The sequence below is a fragment of the Adlercreutzia equolifaciens DSM 19450 genome (assembly GCF_000478885.1).
Taxonomy (GTDB): domain Bacteria; phylum Actinomycetota; class Coriobacteriia; order Coriobacteriales; family Eggerthellaceae; genus Adlercreutzia; species Adlercreutzia equolifaciens.
This window is the reverse complement of sequence record NC_022567.1, coordinates 1,710,975-1,726,444: the sequence shown is the minus strand read 5'-3', so window position 1 is coordinate 1,726,444 and position 15,470 is coordinate 1,710,975. Positions and strand designations below refer to the sequence as shown.

At 65.0% G+C, this 15,470-nt stretch carries 13 protein-coding genes; 12 read left to right on the top strand and 1 reads right to left on the bottom strand.

Annotated elements, in window-relative coordinates:
- Position 1 precedes the first annotated feature (1 nt).
- On the top strand, positions 2–676 hold the full coding sequence (locus tag AEQU_RS06670) for a winged helix family transcriptional regulator (RefSeq protein ID WP_022740168.1): 675 nt from the start codon (positions 2–4) through the stop codon (positions 674–676).
- Positions 677–693: 17 nt separating this feature from the next.
- Entirely contained in the window at positions 694–3,321 is a 2,628-nt protein-coding gene (polA, locus tag AEQU_RS06665) for a DNA polymerase I (protein ID WP_022740167.1), read from the top strand.
- A gap of 246 nt (positions 3,322–3,567) precedes the next feature.
- Here polA and AEQU_RS06660 read toward each other — a convergent pair whose 3' ends face one another.
- Positions 3,568–4,533, bottom strand: a complete 966-nt coding sequence (locus AEQU_RS06660) for a helix-turn-helix transcriptional regulator (RefSeq protein WP_022740166.1) — start codon at positions 4,531–4,533, stop codon at positions 3,568–3,570.
- Positions 4,534–5,015: 482 nt separating this feature from the next.
- Between AEQU_RS06660 and arcA the strand changes: the two genes are divergently transcribed.
- The 10 genes from arcA (at position 5,016) to rsfS (ending at position 15,060) form a co-directional block, all read left to right on the top strand.
- Complete coding sequence (arcA, locus tag AEQU_RS06655) at positions 5,016–6,239, top strand: arginine deiminase (RefSeq protein ID WP_022740164.1); 1,224 nt, start codon at positions 5,016–5,018, stop codon at positions 6,237–6,239.
- A 68-nt stretch (positions 6,240–6,307) separates the two neighbouring features.
- Complete coding sequence (locus tag AEQU_RS06650; protein WP_022740163.1) at positions 6,308–7,906, top strand: YfcC family protein; 1,599 nt, start codon at positions 6,308–6,310, stop codon at positions 7,904–7,906.
- A gap of 474 nt (positions 7,907–8,380) precedes the next feature.
- Positions 8,381–8,701, top strand: a complete 321-nt coding sequence (gene rplU, locus AEQU_RS06645; RefSeq protein WP_022740162.1) for a 50S ribosomal protein L21 — start codon at positions 8,381–8,383, stop codon at positions 8,699–8,701.
- Between the two features lie 21 nt (positions 8,702–8,722).
- Positions 8,723–8,983, top strand: a complete 261-nt coding sequence (gene rpmA, locus AEQU_RS06640; RefSeq protein WP_022740161.1) for a 50S ribosomal protein L27 — start codon at positions 8,723–8,725, stop codon at positions 8,981–8,983.
- A gap of 356 nt (positions 8,984–9,339) precedes the next feature.
- Positions 9,340–10,737 carry a GTPase ObgE gene (gene obgE, locus AEQU_RS06635; protein ID WP_022740159.1) on the top strand — a complete coding sequence of 466 codons (1,398 nt, stop codon included), beginning with the start codon at positions 9,340–9,342 and terminating at the stop codon, positions 10,735–10,737.
- Positions 10,737–11,870, top strand: a complete 1,134-nt coding sequence (proB, locus tag AEQU_RS06630) for a glutamate 5-kinase (protein WP_022740158.1) — start codon at positions 10,737–10,739, stop codon at positions 11,868–11,870. The genes obgE and proB overlap by 1 nt, the downstream gene beginning before the upstream one ends.
- A 9-nt stretch (positions 11,871–11,879) precedes the next feature.
- A complete protein-coding gene (locus AEQU_RS06625) occupies positions 11,880–13,169 on the top strand; it encodes a glutamate-5-semialdehyde dehydrogenase (RefSeq protein WP_022740157.1) in 1,290 nt (429 codons plus the stop codon).
- 5 nt (positions 13,170–13,174) lie between these two features.
- Positions 13,175–13,843, top strand: coding sequence for a nicotinate-nucleotide adenylyltransferase (nadD, locus tag AEQU_RS06620; RefSeq protein WP_022740156.1), 669 nt, complete (start codon positions 13,175–13,177; stop codon positions 13,841–13,843).
- On the top strand, positions 13,824–14,465 hold the full coding sequence (gene yqeK, locus AEQU_RS06615) for a bis(5'-nucleosyl)-tetraphosphatase (symmetrical) YqeK (protein WP_022740155.1): 642 nt from the start codon (positions 13,824–13,826) through the stop codon (positions 14,463–14,465). Before nadD ends, yqeK begins: the two co-directional genes overlap by 20 nt.
- 139 nt (positions 14,466–14,604) lie before the next feature.
- A complete protein-coding gene (gene rsfS, locus AEQU_RS06610; protein WP_041714572.1) occupies positions 14,605–15,060 on the top strand; it encodes a ribosome silencing factor in 456 nt (151 codons plus the stop codon).
- The last annotated feature ends 410 nt before the right edge of the window (positions 15,061–15,470 follow it).

Below are 15,470 nucleotides of genomic sequence, written 5' to 3'. Positions count from 1 at the left end.
CATGCAGCGCAAAACGGTTATCTTCATCGCCGACAGCCTCGACAATGCCCATAAGTTCCAGCAGGTGCTCTCGAAGCTGGACGTGGACGTGGCTGCGGGCTCGTCGGTGCAGTTCAAGAAGCTGCTTGCGGCGCACCCGAGCCACGATCTGGTCATCTACGAGGCCCGGGGCGACGCTCTGGGCACGGTGGCCTCGGTGGAGGCGGCGCTTGCCGAGGAAGGTGCCACTGCCATGCTCGTCATCGTGAACGAGGACCAGCTGGCCCAGTTCCGTCTGCCGGTGTCCTGCAAGGCCGACTTCGTCGTGCACGGGGCGAGCGCCGCCGAGTGCGCCACCCGCATTCGACAGCTGCTGTGGCCCGGCAACGAGGGCAGCTCGGCCGACTACATCACCGTGGACAACATGACCGTGAACCTTGCCACCTACCAGGTGAAGGTCGGCGGCGAGCCGGTGGACCTCACCTATTTGGAATACGCCCTGCTCGCCTTCCTCGTCACCCATCCGGGCCGCACCTACTCTCGCGACGCGCTGCTGCGCCGCGTGTGGGGCTTCGACTACTACGGCGGCAGCCGCACCGTGGATGTGCACGTGCGCCGGGTGCGCGCCAAGCTCGGCCCGGAGCTCGCTCAGCGCCTGGAGACGGTGCGCGGCGTCGGCTATTTGTGGAACGCCTAAGACCCGAAAGGCTCGAAATGTCAAAAAAGATTGCCGTTATCGACGGAAACTCGCTCATGCATCGTGCCTATCATGCGGTGCAGACGCCCATGACCGCCAAGGACGGCACCCCCACCAACGCCGTCTTCGGCTTCCTCACCATGCTCTGCAAGTTCATCGAGATGGCCTCGCCGGACGCGGTGGTGTGCGCCTTCGACGCCGGCAAGCCGGTGCACCGCATCGAGGCCATGGCCCAGTACAAGGCGCAGCGGCCGCCCATGGACGAGGAGCTGCACGTGCAGTTCCCCGTCATTCAGGAGCTGCTCGAGTCCATGGCCATCCCCGTGGTGAAGGTGCCCGGCTGGGAGGGCGACGACATTCTGGGCACCATTGCCGCCCGCGACGAGGCGCTGGGATACGAGACCTTGCTCGTCACCGGCGACAAGGACGCCTACCAGCTGGCGAGCGAGTTGACGCGCATCGTGACCACGAAGAAGGGCATCACGGACGTGACCATCAACGGGCCGGCCGAGGTGGAGGAGCGCTACGGCGTGACGCCCGCCCAGTTCATCGACTACCTGGGGCTTATGGGCGACAGCTCCGACAACATCCCCGGCGTGCCCGGCATCGGGCCCAAGACCGCCACGAAGCTTCTGCAGACCTACGGGTCGATGGAGGGCATCTACGAGCACGTGGGGGAGCTCAAGGGCAAGCAGAAGGAGAACATCGAGAACAACCGCGAGACGGCGTTTCTGTCCCGGGAGATCGCGACCATCGTGACCGATCTGGACTTCCCCCTCGACTTGGAGGCGGTGAGCTTTCCCGCCTTCGACGCGGCGGACGTGGAGGAGGCGTTCGGCAAGTACCAGCTGGCGAGCCCCTTGGCCCGGGTGCTGGCCATGATCGATGCCGAGCCGCCCTCGCGCGAGGCGAAGTTGGAAGTGGCGCCGGTGCTCGAGGGGGACGCCGGCGCGGCCGAGGTCGCTCGGGCCGTGAAGGCGGGGGAGACCATCGGCGTCGCCTTCGTCGATCCGGAGCAGGTGTCGTTGTTCGACGAGGGGGCGACCGGCGCGTTCGCCACCGACGAGGCAACGGTCGTCGCGGTGGGAGACGACGCGCTGGCGCTGCTCGCCCAGGTGGTTCGGGAAGGCTCGTTCGTGGCCCTGGATGTGAAGGCGGAGCTGCATCGGGTGTACCCGGCCGACACCGCCGAGCCGGCTCTCGTGAGTGATGGGGAGGTGCTCTCTGCCGACGGCTTCGACCTGTCCGTGGCGGGCTACGTGCTGAACTCGTCGCTTTCCGCCTACACCTACGACTCGCTCATGGAGGCCCTGGCCGCCTCCACGCTGCCCGAGGCCGAAACCGATGCCGAGCGGGCGGCCATCCGCGCTACGGCGGCCCGACTGCTGAAGGGGCTCTTGGAGGAGGCGCTGAAGAAGGACGGCAGCTGGGACGCTTACGCCGACATCGACTTGCCGCTCGTGGGGGTGCTCGCCGTCATGGAGCGCGTGGGCGCCGCCATCGACGTGGAGCGCCTGGAGGCGCTGGGGCGCGAGGCCCAGGCCGAGGTGGACGGTCTCACGGCCCAGATTTACGAGCTGGCCGGGGAGCCCTTCAACTTGAGTTCCCCCAAGCAGCTGGCCCACATCCTCTTCGAGGTGCTGGAGCTGCCCCCGGTGAAGAAGAACCAGCGCGGGTACTCCACCGACGCCAAGGTGCTCACGGAGCTGTCGGCCATCCATCCGTTGCCCGACCTCATCCTGCGCTACCGCGAGTTCTCGAAGATCAAGAACACCTACATCGACGCCCTGCCCCGTATGCGGGCCGCCGACGGTCGCGTGCACACCCGGTTCAACGAGACGGTCACCACGACCGGGCGCCTGTCGTCATCCGACCCGAACCTGCAGAACATTCCCGTGCGCACCGAGTTCGGCCGCCAGATCCGCAGTTGCTTCGTGCCGCTGCGGGCGGGCGAGCTGTTCCTGTCGGCGGACTACTCGCAGATCGAGCTGCGCCTGCTCGCGCATCTGTCCGGCGACGAGCACTTGGTAGCGGCGTTCAACTCCGGGGCGGATTTCCACGCCTCCACGGCCTCTCGCGTCTTCGGTCTGCCGGTGGAGGCGGTGACACCGGAGCTGCGCAGCCGCGCCAAGGCGGTGAACTTCGGCATCGTCTACGGCCAGCAGGCCTTCGGACTCTCCCAGACGCTGGACATCCCCGTGGCCGAGGCCCGCGAGATGATCGACCGCTACTTCGAGGCGTACCCCGGCGTGCGCACTTACTTGGACGAGACCGTCGCCGAGGCCCGCGAGCGCGGCTTCGCCGAGACCATGCTCGGCCGCAAGCGCCACATTCCCGAGCTGAAGAGCTCCAACGGCCAGCAGCGGGCCTTCGGCGAGCGCACGGCCATGAACCATCCCATGCAGGGGAGCGCCGCCGACATCATCAAGATGGCCATGAACGAGGTGCAGCGCCGTCTTCTGGCCGAGGACTTTGAGGCCCAGCTCATGATCCAGGTGCACGACGAGCTGGACTTCTCGGTGCCGGCTGGGGAAGTGGAGCGGCTGGCCGCCATGGTGAAAGAGGTCATGGAAGGCGTCGTCAGCCTGAAGGTGCCCCTCATCGCCGACGTCAGCTGGGGCCCCACCTGGGCCGAAGCGCACTAGCGAGTCGATCGAGTCAGCCGAGTAAGCCATGCGCCGGGAGGTCGGGAGGAGGTATCCCCAGACCTCTGCGCGCCCCCTGGAGAACGCGGCCGTTAAGAAATAGCTTCCACTTCAGCAGCAGCGATGCGGGGATGGTACCGGCCTATGTGCGTTCCTTCCGCTATTTCTTTTGCCGCGTTCGCAGGGGGATAAAGCGCGCAGCGGGCTGGGGATACCTCCTCCCGACCTCCCAGTCAGAGGAGTCCCTTACACCGTCTTCCAGAAATCCTGGATGAGCTCCTGGCGGTTGGTATGCCCCGTCTTTTGCAGGATATTGTGCACGTGCACCTTCACGGTGGACGGGGAGAGCGACATCGCCGAGGCGATGTTCTGGTTGTCCTGATCGCGCAGGATGTAGTCGAGCACCTCCTGCTCGCGGGCCGTCAGCTGGTGGCGCTTGGCGTAGACGAGCAGATCCTCGGCTGTCTGACGATAGCGGAGGGTGTCGTCCACCACGGGCGCCTTGTTGGAGTGAATATCCAGCTGACGAAGGGCGAACCAGCAGGTCATGGCCGCACAGACCATCATGAGTACGTTCTCGGCGTAGTTTCGCTCCGCCGAGAACGTGAACGGTCCTATTGTGAGCGTGTCGGTGGAAAGCACGAGGAAGAACAGCGCGTCCTCGGCCACCATGACCATTCCGAGCAGGGCGAGAGCGATGCAATGGTTCTTGTAGCGCCCAAGTCGTTGCCGCTCGACCTGGTCTTTCGTACGCAGGTAGTGAACGGCGCCATAGGCCAGGATCCAGAACATGAAGGCGGCGCGGCAGCTGTAATAGCAGAACCTCAGCACCTTGCTCTCGCCGGAGATGGCGAGCAGGATCAGCGAGAGGGCGGCATAAACGACGATGGGCGTGATGCGGATGCTGCGACGGCATTCGCCGATGTACTCGCAGACCATGAACCAGAAGGCGCCGAGAAAGCCGGCTCCAGTGACCATCGTGTAAAGCGAGCGGATGAAATAGTACTCCTGGGTCAGCCCCGAGGCCAGCTCGCGCGCCGCATAGTCGTCCTGCAGGATGGAGGCCACGTCGAAGAAGTAGAACATGAACGCGATGCAGGCGAACAGCATCGTCTTCCGCTTCGTTACCAGATACGAGGAAAGGCAAACCGCCGCCGTCAGTGCCGAGACGAGAATAACCAAGAGTGTCTCGTAGAAAATTGCCAGTCCCATAGACCCCTTCGTTCCAGCCAGCCTGCATCAGGCCCTCTTTTTAAGCTCATTATATCGCTTCGCGGGGAATTTCGAGGGCCGGGGGAAGCCGTCGAGAGCGATGGGGGCCTGGATGGCGCTCTGCGTTCCCCGAATGCGTCGCTCGAAGGAGAGTTGTGGAGACGCGCCCGGGCGAAAACTCTTGAGCAGAAAGCTTACGAAACGGTAACAGCGCTTAATTACCTGACGAAAAGTCAATAATCAGAGTTTTTAAAAAGCGTAAGTGACCTGCGGTTTAGGTTGGTTGTAGAAGAAACCCGTAGGAAAGCGTTTGGCTGATGGGGCCGAGCTGCAACTGGTTTAGACCTTTCGCAAACTTCATAGTTCCTGCACATTGGATTCATGAAATCGCGAGCCAGTTCCTTCGGGACTCGCGTGGCCGTGGAGGGAAACCGCGGCAGCCGGCAATCGAGTGGCGCGGACGCGCCAGATCGGAGAGTCACATGCAAGGAGTAAACGTCAAGAGCGAGATCGGCAACCTCAAGAAGGTTATCCTTCATCGCCCGGGGAACGAGCTTTTGAACCTCACCCCGAACACGCTGGAGGAGCTGCTGTTCGACGACATCCCGTTCTTGGAGGTCGCTCAGGCCGAGCACGACGCCTTCGCGGGCATTCTGCGCGAGGAGGGCGTGGAGGTCGTCTATCTGGAGGACCTTATGGCCGAGGCCCTGGACACCGACCCGGCCCTGCGCGAGAAGTTCCTCGACCAGTGGATCTACGAGGCGGGCATCCGCACCGACCTGTACACCCAGATCATCAAGGATTACATCAATAGCGAGTACGCCGGCACCAAGGACATGGTCATGAAGACCATGGCGGGCATCAACCTGCAGGAGCTGCCGCAGCAGCACACCAACCTGCTCGTGGACATGGTGTCCGACCGCACGAAGCTCGTGTGCGCCCCGATGCCGAACCTGTACTTCACCCGCGATCCGTTCAACATGATCGGCAACGGCGTGGGCATCAACCGCATGTACAGCCAGACGCGCAACCGCGAGACCATCTACGGCGACTACATCTTCAACTATCATCCGGATTTCAAGGACGTGCCGCAGTACTACAGCCGCGAGAACACCTTCCACATCGAGGGCGGCGACGTGCTGAACATCAACGAGCACGTGCTGGCCATCGGCATCTCCCAGCGCACCGAGCCCGACGCCATCGATCAGCTGGCCCACAACGTGTTCAGCGACGAGACGTCCACCATCGACACCATCCTGGCGTTCAACATCCCGGTGTCCCGCGCCTTCATGCATCTGGACACGGTGTTCACCCAGATCGACTACGACAAGTTCACCATCCATCCCGGCATCATGGGCCCGCTGACCGTCTTCGAGATCACCCCGGACGGCAACGGCGGCACCAAGATCCGCGAGCGCGACGAGGATCTGGAGTCCATCCTGACCGAGTACGTCGGCCAGCCCGTGAAGCTCATCCCCTGCGGCGGCGGCGACCGCATCGCGGCCGAGCGCGAGCAGTGGAACGACGGCTCCAACACGCTCTGCGTGCGCCCCGGCACCGTGGTCGTGTACCAGCGCAACAACGTCACCAACGACGTGCTGTACAAGAACGGCATCAACTGCCTGGTTATGCCGTCGGCCGAGCTCTCCCGCGGCCGTGGCGGCCCGCGCTGCATGTCCATGCCGGCCTGGCGCGAGGCTATCTAGGCTCTCTTCCTGTCCAAATGGCGGCCGATCTCCCTTATCGGCCGCCTCTCCCTTAAGGAGAAACTCCCATGGCTGATACTAAAAAGAAGAAGCGCGCGAGCCTCTCTTCGTTCACTATTTTGCTGATCATCCTGGTGGCGCTTGCGGTCATTACCGTTATCATGGCCGCCTGCGGCGTCGAGGGCATCGAGGGCGCCACGCTCTCCGGCGTGCTCACCGCGCCGGTCTTCGGCTTCCAGGACGCCATCGGCGTGTGCCTGTTCGTCATGATCCTCGGCGGCTTCCTCGGCATCGTCACCGAGACCGGCGCGCTCGACGCCGGCATCGCCGCGCTGGTGCACAAGCTCAAGGGCAACGAGCTCGTGCTCATCCCCATTTTGATGTTCATCTTCTCCATCGGCGGCACCACCTACGGCATGTGCGAGGAAACGGTGCCCTTCTACCTGCTGCTCGCCGCCACCATGGTGGCCGCCGGCTTCGACAGCCTGACCGGCGCGGCGGTCGTCCTTTTGGGCGCCGGCTGCGGCGTTTTGGGCTCGACTGTGAACCCGTTCGCCGTGGGCGTGGCCGTCGATGCGCTCTCCGGTATCGGCATTGCCGTCAACCAGGGCATCATCATCGCGCTCGGCGCTATTCTCTGGCTCACGACGACGATCATCTCCATCATCTTCGTGATGCGCTACGCCAAGAAGGTGAAGGCCGACAAGGGCTCCACCTTCCTGTCGTTGCAGGAGCAGCAGGATATGATGAACGAGTGGGGCATGACCGACTCCGAGGCCGAGGCTGCTGACGGTCAGGAGATGGCTCCGAAGATGACCGGTCGCCAGAAGGCCACCCTCATCGTGTTCGCGCTCACCTTCGTCATCATGATCGTGTCGTTCATTCCCTGGGAAGACCTGGGCTTCGACGGCTTTGTGGCCGGCCAGTCCTACGAGGAAGTGACGACGACGGTTGCGGGCGATGAGGTCATTGCCGCCTACGACGAGGCCAACGGCACCACCACCGAGGTTGCCGCTCCCTTCGAGGCCACCTCGGTCTCCGAGGAGGAGGTCACTCCGGCTTGGTCGAGCTTCCTCACCGGCATTCCTCTGGGCCAGTGGTACTTCGACGAGGCCTCCACGTGGTTCCTTCTCATGGCGCTCATCATCGGCGTCATCGGCGGCGTGTCCGAGAGCCGCTTCGTGAAGGCGTTCATCAACGGCGCCGCCGACATGATGTCGGTCGTGCTCATCATCGCGCTGGCCCGCTCCATCACCGTGCTCATGGCCTCCACCGGTCTGGACATGTGGATCCTGAACAACGCGGCCAACGCGCTCGCGGGCATGTCGGCGATCATCTTCGCACCGCTGTCCTTCCTGCTCTACATCGTCCTGTCCTTCCTGATCCCGTCCTCCTCCGGCATGGCCACCGTGTCCATGCCCATCATGGGCGGTCTGGCCAGCCAGCTGAACTTCTCGGTCGAGACCATGGTCATGATCTACTCCGCCGGCAACGGCCTTGTGAACCTGTTCACGCCGACCTCCGGCGCCATCATGGGCGGCTTGGCCCTCGCTAAGATCGAGTACTCGACTTGGCTCAAGTTCGGCGCGAAGCTGTTCGTGGTCCTCGGCATCGTCTGCATGGTGATCCTCACCGCTGCGATGCTCATTCTGCCTGGAGCAGCCTAGGATGTACCGATAACAGCCTGCCGGCTGTCATCCTTCCGGGAGGGCGTCCCCTGCGCGGGGCGCCCTCCTCGTGTGTTCCGCCTGGCTCTTCCTCGTTTTGGAAAATGTGCCATTTTGGTCCAAATCTGGAAAACGTGCTATTTTGGCTCGCGAAATTTGGAAAATGTGCTTTTATGTTTTCGGGAAACACCTAGTTTGACCTGGTATAACTCCAGATTTCCCAGGTCAGAGGCCTGAACAAAAAAGCACATTTTCCAAGTGAAAAGCTCGCGGCTCGGTAGTTGCGCGCGATGGGTCGATGGGCTGCTGGGTGAGGAAAGAAGCTCGGCGAGGGTCGCAAGGCAACTCCGTCGTTTCCTGCATATGTAGATGCTCGGTGAACGGCGGGTTTTTGCGGGAGAAAATCATTGACTCGCGCGGGGGTGTCGGGTAAGATATCGCCTTGCGTTTAGTCACATTCAAGGAGAAACTTACATGTACGCAATCGTGAAAACGGGCGGCAAGCAGTACAAAGTCGCCCCCGGAGACAAGATCAACATCGAGAAGCTCAACGTCGAGCCTGGCGACAAGGTGGAACTTGAGGCCATCTGCGTGGTAGACGGCGACAAGGTGGAGGCCGACCCCGAGAAGGCCGCCAAGACCAAGGTCGTGGCCACCGTGCTCGAGCAGTTCAAGGGCGACAAGGCGCTGGTCTTCAAGTTCAAGAAGCGCAAGAACTACAAGAAGCTGCGCGGTCATCGTCAGAACCTGACCCGCGTGAAGATCGAATCCGTCGGTACGGCCAAGGCCGAGTAACGGGTTAAGGAGGAATCTCTCATGGCACACAAGAAAGGCTTGGGCTCTACCCGTAACGGTCGCGACTCTCACGCGCAGCGACTGGGCGTGAAGAAGTTCGCCGGCGAGGCTGTGAAGACCGGCAACATCATCGTCCGCCAGCGCGGCACCCACTTCCATCCCGGTGAGAACGTGGGCCGTGGCAAGGACGACACCCTGTTCGCCCTGTGCGATGGCACGCTGAAGTTCACGCGCGGCCAGAAGCGTAAGATTCACGTCATCCCGGCCGAGCAGACCGCCTAAACGCTTTAAGTCTCAACGACTGCGTAACATCAACGGTAACCCAATGCCCTCTGAAGTTTCAGGGGGCATTGTTGTATTCAGCAAGAAAGCGCGCGCAGCGGTGGCGGGAGGAGGCGCTCGACGACCTCTGATCGCCCCCTGGAGAACGCGGCCGTTAAGAAATAGCTTCCATGTCAGCAGCAACGATGCGGGGATGGTACCGACTTGTGTGCGTTCCTCCCGCTATTTCTTTTGCCGCGTTCGGAAGGGGATAAAGCGATCAGCGGGCGGCGAGCGCCTCCTCCCGCCACCGCCCGAGAGGAATTCTGGGCAGAGTGTGCGATAATCTGCACACTGACTAGTAAGGAAAGGCTCCTATGTTCATCGATAAGGTTCGCATCAATGTGAAGGGCGGCAACGGCGGCGCCGGGTGCATGTCGTTCCGGCGCGAGGCCCACGTGCCCAAGGGCGGCCCCGACGGCGGCGACGGCGGTCACGGCGGCAACGTCATCGTTGTGGCCGACGCCTCGGTCTCCTCGCTCATCGAGTACCGCTTCAAGCACCACTTCAAGGCCGAGCGCGGTACCCATGGCCGCGGCAGCCGCATGCACGGCGCTACCGGCGAGGATCTCGTGCTGAAGGTGCCCGTGGGCACCGTCGTGCGCGAGTATTTCGAGGAAGGGGGGGAAGTGGGCGAGATGATCGCCGATCTGACCCACGACGGCGAGTCGGTCACCGTGGCGCGCGGCGGCATGGGCGGCCGCGGCAACATCCACTTCGTCACCTCCACGCGTCGCGCCCCGGCCTTCGCCGAGCTGGGCGAGCCGGCCGAGGAGCGCTGGATCGAGCTGGAAATGAAGCTCATGGCCGATGCGGCCTTGGTGGGCATGCCGTCGGCGGGCAAAAGCTCGCTCATCGCGAAGATGAGCGCCGCGCGGCCGAAGATCGCCGACTACCCGTTCACCACGCTCGTTCCCAACCTCGGCGTGGCCACCTCGGGCGACCTCTCCTTCGTCGTGGCCGATATCCCGGGGCTCATCGAAGGGGCCTCCGAGGGCCGCGGGCTGGGACACGAGTTCCTGCGCCATATCGAGCGCACGGCCCTCATCGTGCAGGTCGTCGATTTGACCGGCGACTGGGAGGGCCGCGATCCTTTGGAGGACTACGAGATCATCAAGAACGAGTTGGCCCTGTACGCCGACGAGCTGGCGGCGCGGCCCCGCATCGTCGTGGCCAACAAGATCGACGTGCCCGGCACCGAGGAGGCCTGCGAGGCGCTGGCCGCCCGGGTGCGCGAGGACTCCATTGCCGCGGCCGGGGGCAACGAGTTCGTGGAAAGCCCCATCGATCCGAAGCTCTACCGCATAAGCGCGCTGACGGGCGCCGGCGTGGACTCGCTGAAGGCCGCCATCGCCACCAAGGTGCACGCCCTGCGCGAGGCGGCCCGCGAGCAGGCGGCCTCCGACATGCAGTACGACCACGTGTGGGAGTTGCGCCGCGAGGCCCGCGAGAAGCGCTTCGACATCATCTCCGAGGGCCCCGGCGCCTGGCGCGTTTCCGGCGTGCAGGTGGAGCGCATGGTGGTGCAGACCGACTGGGAGAACGAGGAGGCCGTGGCCTTCTTCCAGCACCGCTTCAAGCGCATGGGGGTCGATACGGCCCTCGAGAAGGCCGGCGCCCGCGACGGGGACGAGGTGCGCATCCTCGGCTTCTCGTTTGCTTTCGAATCTCCCACGGCCGGTGCTGTGGACGTCTACCAGGAGCTGGATATCTGATGAGTGACGCGACGCACAGGCGCAAGCGCCTGGTGGTGAAGATCGGCTCGGCCACCCTCACCACCTCCGAGAGTTCCATCGACTACGGGTTTCTGAACGATCTGGCCGATCAGGTGGCGCGGGTTCGCGCGGCCGGATGGGACGTGGTCATCGTCACGTCGGCGGCCATTGCCTGCGGCCTGGAGGCACTGGGCATCGCCAAGCGCCCGACGGACATGCCGAGCCTGCAGGCGGCGGCCTCCGTGGGGCAGAGCGCCCTTTCCACGGCCTATGCCGAGGCCTTCGGGGCGCAGGACATGCTGACGAGCGTGGTGCTGCTCACCCGGCGCGACACGGCGGACCGCTCGGCCTACCTGCACGCGCGGGATACGCTTGACCGGCTTCTGGAGCTGTCCGTGGTGCCCATCGTGAACGAGAACGACACGGTGTCCGTCGAGCAGATCCGCTTCGGCGACAACGATACCTTGGCGGCGCTCGTGGCCTGCCTCATCGACGCCGACCTCATGGTGATCCTCTCGGATATCGACGGGCTGTACACGGCGAACCCGCAGATCGATCCGGCGGCCACGCTCATTCCCGTCGTGGATCGCGTCGGCCGCGACATTCTGGCTGCGGCCGGGGGCGCGGTGTCCGGCGTGGGAAGCGGCGGCATGATCACGAAGATCAAGGCGGCCCGGGTGCTCATGGCCGCAGGCATTCCCATGGTCATCTGCCAGGGGAGGCGCGCGGACTGCATCGTTCAGGCCGCTGCCGGAGAGGCAGTCGGCACGCTGTTCACGGCGCCGGATCGCCCCCACGAGATCACGGCCAAGAAGCTGTGGATCGCGCTCGGGGACTCCGTGCACGGCACCGTCGTCGTGGACGAGGGGGCCCGCGATGCTCTGGTGATGCGCGGCAAGTCGCTCCTTTCCGTGGGCATTCGCGCCGTGGAGGGCGACTTCGGGTTGGATGACATCGTGGACGTGGCCGACGAGACGGGGCACGTGTTCGCGCGGGGCCGTGCCGCGGCGGCGAGCGACCTTCTGAAGCTGGCCTGCGGGCGCAGCCGCGAGGAGGTGGCGAGCAACGCCATCCTGGCCGTGCTGGCCGACCGCCCCGTCATCCATCGCGACGAACTGGTTCTATTCGAATAGGAGAGGCCCATGACTTTGGAAGAGGAAGTGCGCGAGCTGGCGAAATTCGCAAAAGCGGCGAGCGTGAAGTTGGCTCAGGCGACGACCGAGGAGCGCAACGGGGCGCTGCTCGCCATGGCGGCGGCCCTGCGGGCGCAGGCGCCGGCCATCGTGGAGGCCAACGGCGAGGACATGGAGGCGGCCCGGGCGGCCGGCACCACCGAGGCGCTGCTGGACCGGCTCATGCTGGACGAGTCTCGCGTCTTTGCTATGGCCGACGCTTTGGAGGAGGTGGCGGCGCTGCCCGATCCGCTCGGCGTCGTGTCGCTGGAATCGACCCTCTACAACGGCATCGAGCTTCGGCGCGTGTCGGTGCCCCTCGGCGTGGTGGCCATGGTCTACGAGGCCCGGCCCAACGTGACCGCCGACGCCGCCGGGGTCTGCGTGAAGTCCGGCAACGCGTGCATCCTGCGGGGCGGCAGCCTTGCGGCCCGCTCCAACGAGGTCATCGCCGACGTGCTGGCCGCGGCTGCCGTGGAAGCGGGGCTGCCGGAGGGCTCTATCTGCGCCGTGACCACCACCGACCGGGCGGCCACTGATGTGCTCATGGGATTGCACGGCCTGGTGGACGTGCTCATCCCCCGCGGCGGCGCGGGGCTTATCCGCCATTGCGTGGAGCATGCCCGCGTACCGGTCATCGAGACGGGCACGGGCAATTGCCACGTCTACGTGCATGCCTCTGCCGACCCCGATATGGCCCGCGATATCATCAAGAACGCGAAGTGCCGCCGATTCGGGGTGTGCAACGCCGCCGAGACCCTTCTGGTGGATGCGGCGGTGGCCGATGCGGTGCTGCCGCCCATTCTCACGGACATGAAGGAGGCCGGCGTGCTCGTCCACGGCGATACGCGCGTACTCGCCATCGCCGAGGCGGCCGGGCTTTCCGTGGCCGGCGACGCACCCGACGTCGTGCTCGCCTGCGAGGCCGACTGGGAGACCGAGTATCTGGGGCCCGAGCTGGCGGTGAAGTGCGTGGAAGGGTTGCAAGAGGCCATCGACCACGTGAACCGCTACGGCACGAAGCACTCCGAGGCCATCGTCGCCTCCGACGAGGCGGCCCAGGACGCCTTCCTCGCCCAGGTGGACGCGGCGGCGGTGTACGCCAACGCCTCCACGGCCTTCACCGACGGCGGCCAGTTCGGCCTCGGCGCCGAGATCGGCATCTCCACCCAGAAGATCCACGCCCGCGGGCCCTTTGCCGCCGACGCGCTCACCTCTTACAAGTACGTGTTGCGCGGCGCGGGCCAGGTGAGGGCCTAAGGGCGATGGACGGCGCCGTGGACGCGCTGGCGCAGCGGGCACGGGCGGGCGCGCTCGCGCGGCTGGGTATCATGGGGGGCACCTTCGACCCCCCTCACCTGGGGCATCTCGCCTGTGCCGAGGAGGCCCTCGAGGCTGCGAACCTCGATGCGGTGCTGTTCGTGCCCACGGGCCGTCCCGCCTTCAAGCAGGATCGTCTTGTGACCGCCGGCGAGGTGCGGCTGGCCATGGTGGCCGCCGCCGTGGCCGGAAACCGCGCCTTCGCCGTGAGCGCCCTGGAGGTAGAGCGCCCCGGCGTCACCTACGCCGTGGATACGTTGCGCGAGCTGCGCGAGGAGCTGTCGGGGGTGGAGCTCGTCTTCATCGTCGGCGCCGACGCGGCCCTCACGCTGCCCCGATGGCGAAAGAGCGCCGAACTGGCACACCTCGCGGCGTTCGCGGCGGCCACACGGCCCGGTTTTGAACTGGGGGAGCAGGCCTTGCGCGATCTGCGCGAGCACGGATTCGATGTGCGTCCCTTCGCCGTGCCGGGCCTCGACATTTCCTCGAGTGCGCTGCGGCGGCGCGTGTACGCGGGGCGCACCATCCGCTATCTGGTGCCTGAGGCCGTGCGAAAGATCATTGAAGAGGAGTCGTTGTACCGAAGGGAGACCGATGGTGGACGGGTGGCGTAGCGATGCATTCTACGAGGCGCGCCGTGACGAGCTGGAGAAGCGGGTGGGCCCGCGTCGCTTCAAGCACAGCCTCGGCGTGTCCGAGACGGCCGAAAAGCTGGCTCGCGTCTACGGCGCCGACGAGACGGCGGCCCGGGTGGCCGGCCTTCTGCATGACTGGGACAAGGGCTATGACGACCCGGGCATTCTCGCGCGGGCCGACGAGCTGGGGATGGAACTGGACGCCGAGCTTGTCGCCATGCCCCGCGTCCTGCATGGCCTCACCGCCGCCGTGGCCTTGGGGCGCGCCTTCCCGGAGCTGCCGCCCGAGGTGCTCACCGCCGTCGAGCGCCATACGCTGGGCGATGCGGGCATGAGCGACTTGGACATGATCGTCTATATCGCCGATGCGCTGGAGCCGGGGCGCAAGGGCAAGGTCGTGGAAAAGCTGCGCGAGAAGATAGGCGAGATCGAGCTGCGCGAGCTGTTCTTAGAGGTGTACGCCTATTGGGTTCAGCTCATCATGGAGCGCCGCCACCCCATCTATTCCAAGACCACGGAAATTTGGAACTTCTATATGCCCGAGCAGGAAGTCTACCGCGCCGAGGCCAACCCCGACCCCATTCCCTACGGTAGGCCTTAACACGACAAAGGCAATGGAGGGAAGAGCTCCGGAAGGGGGCGCTCAGAGGTCTCCGCGCGCCCCCTCCCGGGCCTCTTCCCGGGGGACTTGTGCTAAGGTATGCAAGCAAAATCTGATGTTCCCGAAAGTGAGGATAGCTATGACCGATGCTGTAGAGCGGCAGGCCGCCTTCTCGCGCGAGTGCGCGCTCATCGCCGCCAAGGCCGCCGACGAGAAGAAGGCCACCGACATCATGGTGCAGGAAGTGCGCGATCTCATCGGCGTGACCGACTACTTCGTTATCGCCACCGCCGCCAATTCCCGCCAGGTGGACGCCATCATCGACGAGATCGAGGACAAGCTGCGCGAGGAGGCGTCCATCAAGCCCACCCACCGCGAGATGTCCGCCGACGGAAGCTGGTCGCTTCTGGATTACGGCAACATCGTCGTGCACGTGTTTATGCCCGAGACCCGCGAGTACTACCGCCTGGAGGCGCTGTGGAACGACGCGCCGGTGATCGACCTGGCCGCTGAGGCGGGACTTGAGAACCTGCAGTACTCCGATCGCATCGCCAAGCTGCTCGGCCGCGAGGCGGCCCAGGGCGACGAGGCTTAAAGCTCCGAGGGCGTCCGACGGGCGATTGGGCCGGCGCGGCAGCGCGCAGAAAGGCAAGGGGCGCGAGGCGCGCATTCCGAGAAGAGAGACCCCTCCGCAACGGCGGAGGGGTCTTTTCTTGTGCCCGCGCCGACCGCCGCGGTTTCGCGGAAGTGCTCTCGCCTGACGCCCGCGCCGACCCCCACGGTTTCGCGGGAATGCTCTCGCGCGAACCGTGGAGAAACCGTGGCGGCGTCCCTGTTTCTTGTCGGCGCCGTCCCTCCTGGGGCGGCAACGGGCGCTGGCGGCTTTCTGCCGGTGGCGCGAGAGGACGGCGAGAGCCCGTCGCGCGGGTGCCGTTCGACTGCTTGTCGCTTGCATGGAGCGCGAATGGCGCTGGAGCTTTTCCGCAGATGACTGGAGACGCCTGC

Coding starts and splice junctions, on each gene's coding strand:
- proB (WP_022740158.1), top strand. CDS start 10,737: ATGAGTGACGCGACGCACAGGCGCAAGCGCCTGGTGGTGAAGATCGGC.
- AEQU_RS06660 (WP_022740166.1), bottom strand. CDS start 4,533: ATGGGACTGGCAATTTTCTACGAGACACTCTTGGTTATTCTCGTCTCG.
- rpmA (WP_022740161.1), top strand. CDS start 8,723: ATGGCACACAAGAAAGGCTTGGGCTCTACCCGTAACGGTCGCGACTCT.
- nadD (WP_022740156.1), top strand. CDS start 13,175: ATGGACGGCGCCGTGGACGCGCTGGCGCAGCGGGCACGGGCGGGCGCG.
- AEQU_RS06670 (WP_022740168.1), top strand. CDS start 2: ATGCAGCGCAAAACGGTTATCTTCATCGCCGACAGCCTCGACAATGCC.
- polA (WP_022740167.1), top strand. CDS start 694: ATGTCAAAAAAGATTGCCGTTATCGACGGAAACTCGCTCATGCATCGT.
- obgE (WP_022740159.1), top strand. CDS start 9,340: ATGTTCATCGATAAGGTTCGCATCAATGTGAAGGGCGGCAACGGCGGC.
- arcA (WP_022740164.1), top strand. CDS start 5,016: ATGCAAGGAGTAAACGTCAAGAGCGAGATCGGCAACCTCAAGAAGGTT.
- AEQU_RS06625 (WP_022740157.1), top strand. CDS start 11,880: ATGACTTTGGAAGAGGAAGTGCGCGAGCTGGCGAAATTCGCAAAAGCG.
- yqeK (WP_022740155.1), top strand. CDS start 13,824: ATGGTGGACGGGTGGCGTAGCGATGCATTCTACGAGGCGCGCCGTGAC.
- rplU (WP_022740162.1), top strand. CDS start 8,381: ATGTACGCAATCGTGAAAACGGGCGGCAAGCAGTACAAAGTCGCCCCC.
- AEQU_RS06650 (WP_022740163.1), top strand. CDS start 6,308: ATGGCTGATACTAAAAAGAAGAAGCGCGCGAGCCTCTCTTCGTTCACT.
- rsfS (WP_041714572.1), top strand. CDS start 14,605: ATGACCGATGCTGTAGAGCGGCAGGCCGCCTTCTCGCGCGAGTGCGCG.